Consider the following 7,196-nt stretch of genomic DNA (forward strand, 5'->3'; position numbering starts at 1 on the left):
AACCAGAAAAACTTTAGAGGATGCTTACGCATCCTAAAGCTGCCGGCGGCCCAATCCTCGGACTTTTCTTTGGGCCGGGGATTCTTCCGGGGCGCGCGGGCACTCTTAGGGTAGAGGCGGCCATCTCGGAGTGCCCGCGGCACCGCCCCGGAGAACCCCGACCCAAAAGACTTTCGAAGACTGAGGACTGCGGAGCCTAAGGAGTAGCGTAGCTAACTAAAAGTCTTTTGGGTACCTTTTCTTCAGAAAAGGTACGGTTCCATGCGGGTAGACACGAAAAACAAACAATCACTGCGGCCGCTCGGAACGGATAAAGAGCCGCAGAGCCAGCCCCAGCAACAAGACCGCCATTCCCCCCAATATCCCCAGCGGCACCGCCACATCCGCCACCGGCTGTCCCTTGAGCATCAGCCCCTTGACCCCCTCGATAAACCACGTCGCCGGCACACACCGGCAGATCCACTGCAACACCTGCGGCATGTTGGTGATCGGATAGATAAAGCCCGACAGCAGCATCGTCGGCAGGAAGAGCCCCAGCAGCGAGCTCGTGAGCGCCGACTGCTGCGTCCGCACCAGCGACGAAATCAGTACCCCCAGCCCGATCGCCGCCAGAATGAACAGACCGCACAGCAACGCCACCCCCCATCCGCTTCCGTAGCACGGCATGTCGAACACCCAAATTCCCAGACACATAATCATCGCCGTATTGATCGCCGTCAGCAGAAAATAAGGCACCACTTTTCCCAGCACGATCGTCCGCCCGCGCAGCGGCGAGACCGTCAGCATCCGGAGCGTTCCCGTCTCCGTCTCGCGCGCCAGCGTCACCGAAGTCATCATCGCCGCCACGATCATCACGATCAGCGCGATCACCCCCGGCACGAACATATAGGCCGACTTCAGCTCCGGATTGTACATCATCCGCACGTTCGTCCGCACAGCCCCTCCGGCCGAAACACCCCCCGCCGCCGCAACCGCCGCGTTGAGTTCCGCATTCAAATCCGCGACCACCGCCGTCGCATAGCCGATCACCGTCGTCGCCATGTTCACATCCGACGCATCCGTCACCAACTGCACCGTCGTCCCCCCGTACCGCCGCACCTCCGAGCCGAAATCCGCCGGAATCACCACCACCATCCGCACCACCCCCCGTTTGAAGACCTCGTCGATCTCGCCGTCGCCCCGCACCTCGGCCACCACCCGGAATCGGTCGGCCGCCTGCAGTTTGTCCACCAGCCTGCAGGCTAGCGGATCGCCGTGCGACGCATCCTGCACCGCGATCGGCGTGTGGTCGATATCGGTCGAGATGACGTACCCGAACAGCAGCACCAGGGCCAGCGGAATGACGAACAGCATGACCAGCGTCCTGCGCTCGCGCAGGATGTGACGCCACTCTTTGGCCACGAAACTCCAGAAAACGCCGTTTTTCATCGCCGTCGGGTCAGTTTTTCAAACAAATCGTCCATGTCCGTCGCCCCGTGCTCCCGCATCAGCACTCCCGGGCGATCCAGGGCCTTCATCTCGCCGTCGGCCATGATGAGCGTCCGGTCGCAGTAGAGCGCCTCGTCCAGGTAGTGCGTCGTCACGAGCACCGTGGTCCCCTCGGCCGCCGCTTCGAGAATCAGCTCCCAGAACCGCCGCCGTTCGAGCGGGTCTACCCCTCCGGTCGGCTCGTCGAGGAAGAGCACCTCCGGCCGGTGGAGCATGGCGGCCGCCAGCGCCGTCTTCTGTTTCCACCCCGGCGGCAATCCCCGGACCAGCTGGTGCCGCAATTCGTTCATGCCGAGCCCGTCGCAAAGTTCATCCGTCCGGGCCCGCAGCGCCCGCCGTCCGAGGCCGTAGATCGCTCCGAACAGCTGCAGGTTCTCGCCCACCGTCAGATCGTCGTAGAGCGAGAACCGCTGGCTCATGTATCCGATCCGCCGTTTGACCTGTTCCGGTTCCCGCACCGCATCGTACCCCGCCACCACGGCCCGCCCCGATGTCGGCTGCAGCAATCCGCACAGCATCCGGATGGCTGTCGTCTTGCCCGCCCCGTTGGCCCCCAGAAAACCGAACACTTCGCCCCGCGCGACGTCGAACGAGAGGTCGTCCACCGCCGTGAAGTCGCCGAAACGACGCGTCAGTTTTTCCGCTATGATGGTCTGCTGTTCCATGATGATCACACCTCCTGCTCCTCTTCATCGTCCTCCGACACCGAGGTGAGCCGGATAAAAAGGTCTTCGACCGTCGGCGCGGCCACCCTGACCGATACCCGTCCCGCCTCGACTCCCTGCGCCCGCAGGTAGCTCTCCACCGTCTCGCTCCGCAGCCCCGGCAGCACCACATTCAGGTGGATCCGATCGCCGACCGAGTAGCAGCCGCCGGCAAGCGACCAGCCGCGCAGGATCTGCAACAGCTGTGCGTTGAGCGCCCGGTCGCCCCCGTCGATCTCGTAGAGCGTTCCGCGGTAGTGGCCGGCCACTTCGTCCGGCGCCAGCTCGTCGAGCACCACCCCCTCGTGGAGCAGCGTAATCCGGTCGCACCGCGCCGCCTCGTCCATATAGGAGGTCGAGACCAGCACCGTCTTCTCCCGCTCCTCCGCCAGCGTGCGCAGCGCTTCCCAGAACTCGCGCCGCGACACCGGGTCGACTCCGGTCGTCGGTTCGTCGAGCATCAGCACCGCCGGATCGTGCACCATGGCGCAGCACAGCGCCAGCTTCTGTTTCATCCCTCCCGACAGCTGTGCCGCCGGCCGCCCCTCGAAGGGCTCCAGCTGCCGCCAAATATCTCCCATCGATGCTTCGATATCACCCGCCGACCGCCCGTAGATGCGGGCGAAAAAGTTCAGGTTCTCGCGCACCGAGAGGTCGCCGTACAGCGAGAAGTTCGACGGCATATAACCCACCGTCCGCCGCACCGCCCGCCACTCCGACCGGATGTCGTAGCCGCCCACCGCCGCCTCGCCCTCGTCCGGCCGCACGAGGGTCACCAGAATATCGAACAGCGTGCTCTTCCCCGCTCCGTCCGCGCCGATCAGGCCGTGGATCGTCCCCCGTTCGACCCGCAGCGACACCTCTTCCAGGGCGACCGTTCCGTCGCCCCAGGTTTTCGATATGTCGCGCACCTCGATCATGCCTATTTCCCGTTTTTCGCCACCGGCCGGGCCAACGGATCCCGCCGGCTCCTGGTCACCACGAAATCTTTCAGATAATAAGGCTCATAGTAAGCCACGTCGGCGAACTCACCCGCCTGATACGCCGCCTCGGCCAGCGCCACCAGCCCGCGGGCCGACGAGGCGATCCGCACGAAAGTCGCCTCGGGCAACAGCTCGGCACACTTCTGCGCCCCGTTCCCGAAGACCAGCAGTTCGCGCCCCGCCGCCAGAATGTCGGCAAAGCTCTCTCCGGTCAGGATATGCGCCCCGGTCTCGCCCAGCGGCCGCAGCCCGGTGTCGAACAGCCGGGTATAGACCTCCATCCGCCGGGCGTCGATCATCGGTGCGAGCACCGCCGTCTCCGGATTTCCGATGTGCACGATTCCCGCCTGCACCTCCTCCATGGCGATCGAGGCCAAGGCCTGCAGCGAATCGACCGCAATCAGCGGCTTCCCCAAGGCGTAACACATCCCCTTGGCCGTCGAAACCCCGATCCGGAGCCCCGTATAAGAGCCCGGCCCGCCGCCTACGGCCACGGCATCCAGTTCGTCGGCGTCCATATCGTTCCCGCGGAGCACCTCCTCGATGTACAGCGCGAGATGATTGGCATGGGCGCGCCCCTCGCCGCTGCTCTCGCGCAACGAGATCATCTCGCCGTCCTTGGCCAGAGCCACCGAACAGACCTCCGTCCCCGTCTCGATGGATAGAATCAATGCCATAATTACAACTATATATCTTTCCGAACTACTTGTCCGCCACCGCATCCGCCGCCAGCGAAGCGGTCGTCCGCACCGTCATCCCGTCGTTCAGTTTTTTAGAGATTGCTAAGAACGGCGCGCTCACCACCCAAACCGTCGTATCCAGCCCATCGGCCTCCACTTCGATGAACTGGCGATCCTGAATGCCCGTCTTCACCGGTTTCATCCACACCCGCGAACTGTCAACCTCGTAGAGGAAAACCACCTCTTTGTTCTCCGCCCGCGAGGTGACCGCCTGAATGGGCACCGAGAGTGCCCGCCGGGTCTCGGTCCGGATATCCACCGAGGCCGACATCCCCGGCCGGAAAGGCGAGCCGCCCTCCTCCGTCACCAGGTCGGCATACGACTCCGGAAGGATATAAATCCGCACCTCGAAATTGGTGGCCTGTCCCGAAGCCGCCGTTCCGGTGGCCGTATTGGCGATCCGGGTCACCACTCCCTGGAACTGCCGCCCCAGATAGGCATCCACCTCGACGACCGCCGTGTCGCCCAGTTCGACCCGCACAATGTCGTTTTCGTTCACATCGGCGCGCACCTCCATCTGCGACAGGTCGGCGATCCGGAGCATCTCCGTCCCGGCCATGGTCGCCGTCCCCACGACCCGCTCGCCGAGCTCGACGTTCAGCTTGGAGACCGTCCCGCCGCTCGGCGCGAAAATAGTGGTCTTATAGAGGTTCTCGGCGGCCTCCTTGAGCGAAGCCTCGGCACTCCGGATGTTGAACTCTGCGGTTCTCACCTGTGCCTGCAAGGCGCGATACTGCGCCTCGGCGCTCTGGAAGTCGGCTTCCGAAATCGCCTTCTGTTCGAACAGCTGCCGCTGCCGCTCATAGGTCTGCCCGGCCAGCACCAGCTGGGCCCGGATCTGTTCCAGCTGCGCCTTCGAGGAGTTGAGCGTAGCTTCGGCCCGCTCCTGCATCGACTGGTAGGTGTCCGGCTTGATCTTCAACAAGAGCCTCCCCTTTTCGATCCGCTGCCCCTCCTCGACGTTGAGCTCCACGATTTCGCCCGACACATCGGGCGAAATCTTCACCTCGCTGACCGGCTGCACGCGGCCGTTGGCCGAGATCAGCTCGACGATCGTCCGCACCTCCGGCCGCTCGACCGTCACCGCCTCGGGCAGCGGACGGCCCCACCATCCGCTCTTCTTGCCGACCACCCAGAAGATAATCACCAGCAGCAGGCCGCCCCAAATGATCAGCCGCCGTTTCCGTTTGTTTTTCTTCGCCATATCCTGTGTTCCGTTTGTATCGTTTTCGCTCTGTGCTCCGCCGCCGGTTTAGAGCGTGATCTCCACGCCGCGGTAGAAGTCCAGAATCTTCATCTTGAAAATATAGTCGTACCGGGCCTGCAACATCAAGGACTGGGCCTCGGCCAGGTTGTTCTGAGCCACGTTGTAGTCCACCGCCGTCGCCGCCCCGGCGTCGAATTTCTGTTCGGTGTTCCGGAATGCTTCGGCACTCGACGCCACGCTACTTTCGGCCGAGCGGTAGCGTTCCCACGCCCCTCTGGCATCGGTCCATGCCTGCTGAATCTCTTTGTAGAGCCGGTCTTCGGCCTGTTTGACCGCCAGATCGGCATTCCGCAGCCCGATTTTCGCCTTCCGCACCCCGTTCCGCACGTTCAACCCGCCGAAAATCGGTACCGAGAGGCTGAACTGCAGGGCCGACGAGGCGTTGTCGTCCAACTGTTCGAAGAAGGGATATTTCGTGTAGTACGGCTTCCCGTCCGTCCCCAGCTGGGGTTTGAGCCGCGCGTCCGACCAGCTGCTCCCGTAGCTGGCGCCGAAGCCGAGCGACGGATAGTAGCGGGCCCGTGCCAGCGCGACGTCCTGCTCGGCGACTTTCCGCTGCCATTTGACGACTTCGATCCGGGGCAGACTCAATGCCATGCCGTAGATCTCTCCGACTTCGCGCAGCTGCTGCCCCTCCATCGCGGCTGCCAGCACGGCGCTGTCCGGCACCGCCACCTCGAATTCGGGCACGTCGCGCAGCTCCAACAGCTGGGTCAGGGTCAGCACGGAGTTGACCCGCTGGTTCCGATAGTTCACGAGATTATACTGCTCGGCCGCCAGCTGCGCCTCGAGCTCCAGCCGATTTCCGATCGGCAGGGAGCCGGCATCGACCAGTTTGGCCGTCCGTTCGATCTGCCGTTCGATGGTCGCCACCCGGTTCTCCGAAACGGCGACCTGCTCTCTGTTGTACAGCACTTGCAGGTAAGCGGCCGCCACGGCGATGGTAATCTCGTCCTTGATCCGCTCGACCTCCTGCACGGATGCGGCGAGATTGAACTCGGCCCGCCGCAGGTTATGGAGTTTCTGCATCCCGGCAAACAGGGTGGTGCTCAGCGACAAGTTCCCGCTGGCGTTCTGCACGGTCTGCCCCGAGACGTAGTTATAGGTGGTCGGGTCGAGCGACCGGCCGAACGAGGCGTTATACCCGAGTCCGGCATTGAGGTTGGGGAGGTAGTTGAGCCGGGTCTGCTGACGATCGACGCGTGCGCTCTCAACGACATTCCAGCCCTGTCTGACCTGAATATTGTGTTCCACGGCATGGCGGATACACTGCGCGATATCCCACACTTCTCCTCCGCACACAGGCGTTTCCCCCACCAGCATGATTCCGGCGGCGGCCGCTATCATTCCACAACGAATTTTCATCTTCCGACAGCGATTATAATTATGCAAGATAGGCATTTTTATCGTTCCGACGGCACAAAAAACGGATTTCGCCGAAAAATCGGACACTTCGTCCGGTTCCGACAGACCGCGGCCCCGCCCCGGGCAGCCGCAGTGGCAATGCGGGTACATTGTGGGGCATCGACAACGCCGGGTATAGTTGGTCGTCCACATCCTACGATTCGGGCGACCACTACCGTAGTTTGTACTTGGGTTTCAGCGTGGCGAGCCTCACCCCCAGCACCGCGGACTACCGCGGCCACGCTCTTCAGTTGCGTTACCTCTCGGAATAAACGGACGCACAGCGTCTTTTGCTGACAGCCTCTACCCTATCCGTTACACTGAGAGTTGGGCTGCCCCGGCTATCTGCCCACCGCGGGCACGCGGGGCCCGGCCGGCCCGAGGCCAGTCGAAGCTCAGCAGTCGCCCGCCCGCGTAAAGAGGGATTTCACTCGTTTTGCGGTGAGCAAAATCGAGATGAAATTCCTGCGGGCGACTGAAACAAAATTTACCAAGGCGCGCGACACAAACAAGACTGCGACCCGCAGGATCACGCGGGCCGAAGCCTGCGGGAGTACCGAACGAGCGTAGCGAAATGCGGGCCTCCCGCGGGGGGAGGCGTACGGCCCGC

The 7,196-nt window shown here is 63.2% G+C and carries 8 protein-coding genes; 1 reads left to right on the forward strand and 7 read right to left on the reverse strand.

All coding sequences use genetic code 11. The features are described 5' to 3' along the window. Positions 1-288: 288 nt before the first annotated feature. Genes QZ292_RS08770 through QZ292_RS08795 form a run of 6 tightly spaced genes read right to left on the reverse strand, consistent with a single transcriptional unit; the run spans position 289 to position 6,529 of the window. Entirely contained in the window at positions 289-1,428 is a 1,140-nt protein-coding gene (locus QZ292_RS08770) for an ABC transporter permease (protein WP_294600636.1), read from the reverse strand. Further along, the gene (locus QZ292_RS08775) at positions 1,425-2,153 is read right to left on the reverse strand and encodes an ABC transporter ATP-binding protein (RefSeq protein ID WP_294600650.1); all 729 of its coding nucleotides are present in this window, start codon (positions 2,151-2,153) and stop codon (positions 1,425-1,427) included. Before QZ292_RS08775 ends, QZ292_RS08770 begins: the two co-directional genes overlap by 4 nt. Positions 2,154-2,158: 5 nt before the next feature. Continuing rightward, complete coding sequence (locus tag QZ292_RS08780; protein WP_294600638.1) at positions 2,159-3,112, reverse strand: ABC transporter ATP-binding protein; 954 nt, start codon at positions 3,110-3,112, stop codon at positions 2,159-2,161. Positions 3,113-3,114: 2 nt separating this feature from the next. Further along, positions 3,115-3,852: a tRNA (adenosine(37)-N6)-threonylcarbamoyltransferase complex dimerization subunit type 1 TsaB gene (gene tsaB, locus QZ292_RS08785; RefSeq protein WP_294600640.1), complete on the reverse strand. Its 738-nt coding sequence runs from the start codon at positions 3,850-3,852 to the stop codon at positions 3,115-3,117. A gap of 25 nt (positions 3,853-3,877) precedes the next feature. After that, entirely contained in the window at positions 3,878-5,119 is a 1,242-nt protein-coding gene (locus tag QZ292_RS08790; protein WP_294600642.1) for an efflux RND transporter periplasmic adaptor subunit, read from the reverse strand. Between the two features lie 48 nt (positions 5,120-5,167). Then, a complete protein-coding gene (locus QZ292_RS08795) occupies positions 5,168-6,529 on the reverse strand; it encodes a TolC family protein (protein ID WP_294600644.1) in 1,362 nt (453 codons plus the stop codon). Between the two features lie 167 nt (positions 6,530-6,696). Here QZ292_RS08795 and QZ292_RS08800 point away from each other — a divergent pair, with 167 nt between their 5' ends. Further along, positions 6,697-6,858, forward strand: a complete 162-nt coding sequence (locus tag QZ292_RS08800) for a hypothetical protein (RefSeq protein ID WP_294600646.1) — start codon at positions 6,697-6,699, stop codon at positions 6,856-6,858. Between the two features lie 123 nt (positions 6,859-6,981). Here QZ292_RS08800 and QZ292_RS08805 read toward each other — a convergent pair. Next, positions 6,982-7,196 (reverse strand): hypothetical protein (locus tag QZ292_RS08805; RefSeq protein WP_294600648.1); only part of this gene is annotated, 215 nt, incomplete at its 5' end.

The sequence above is a fragment of the uncultured Rikenella sp. genome (assembly GCF_910577125.1).
In the GTDB taxonomy this organism is placed as follows: domain Bacteria; phylum Bacteroidota; class Bacteroidia; order Bacteroidales; family Rikenellaceae; genus Rikenella.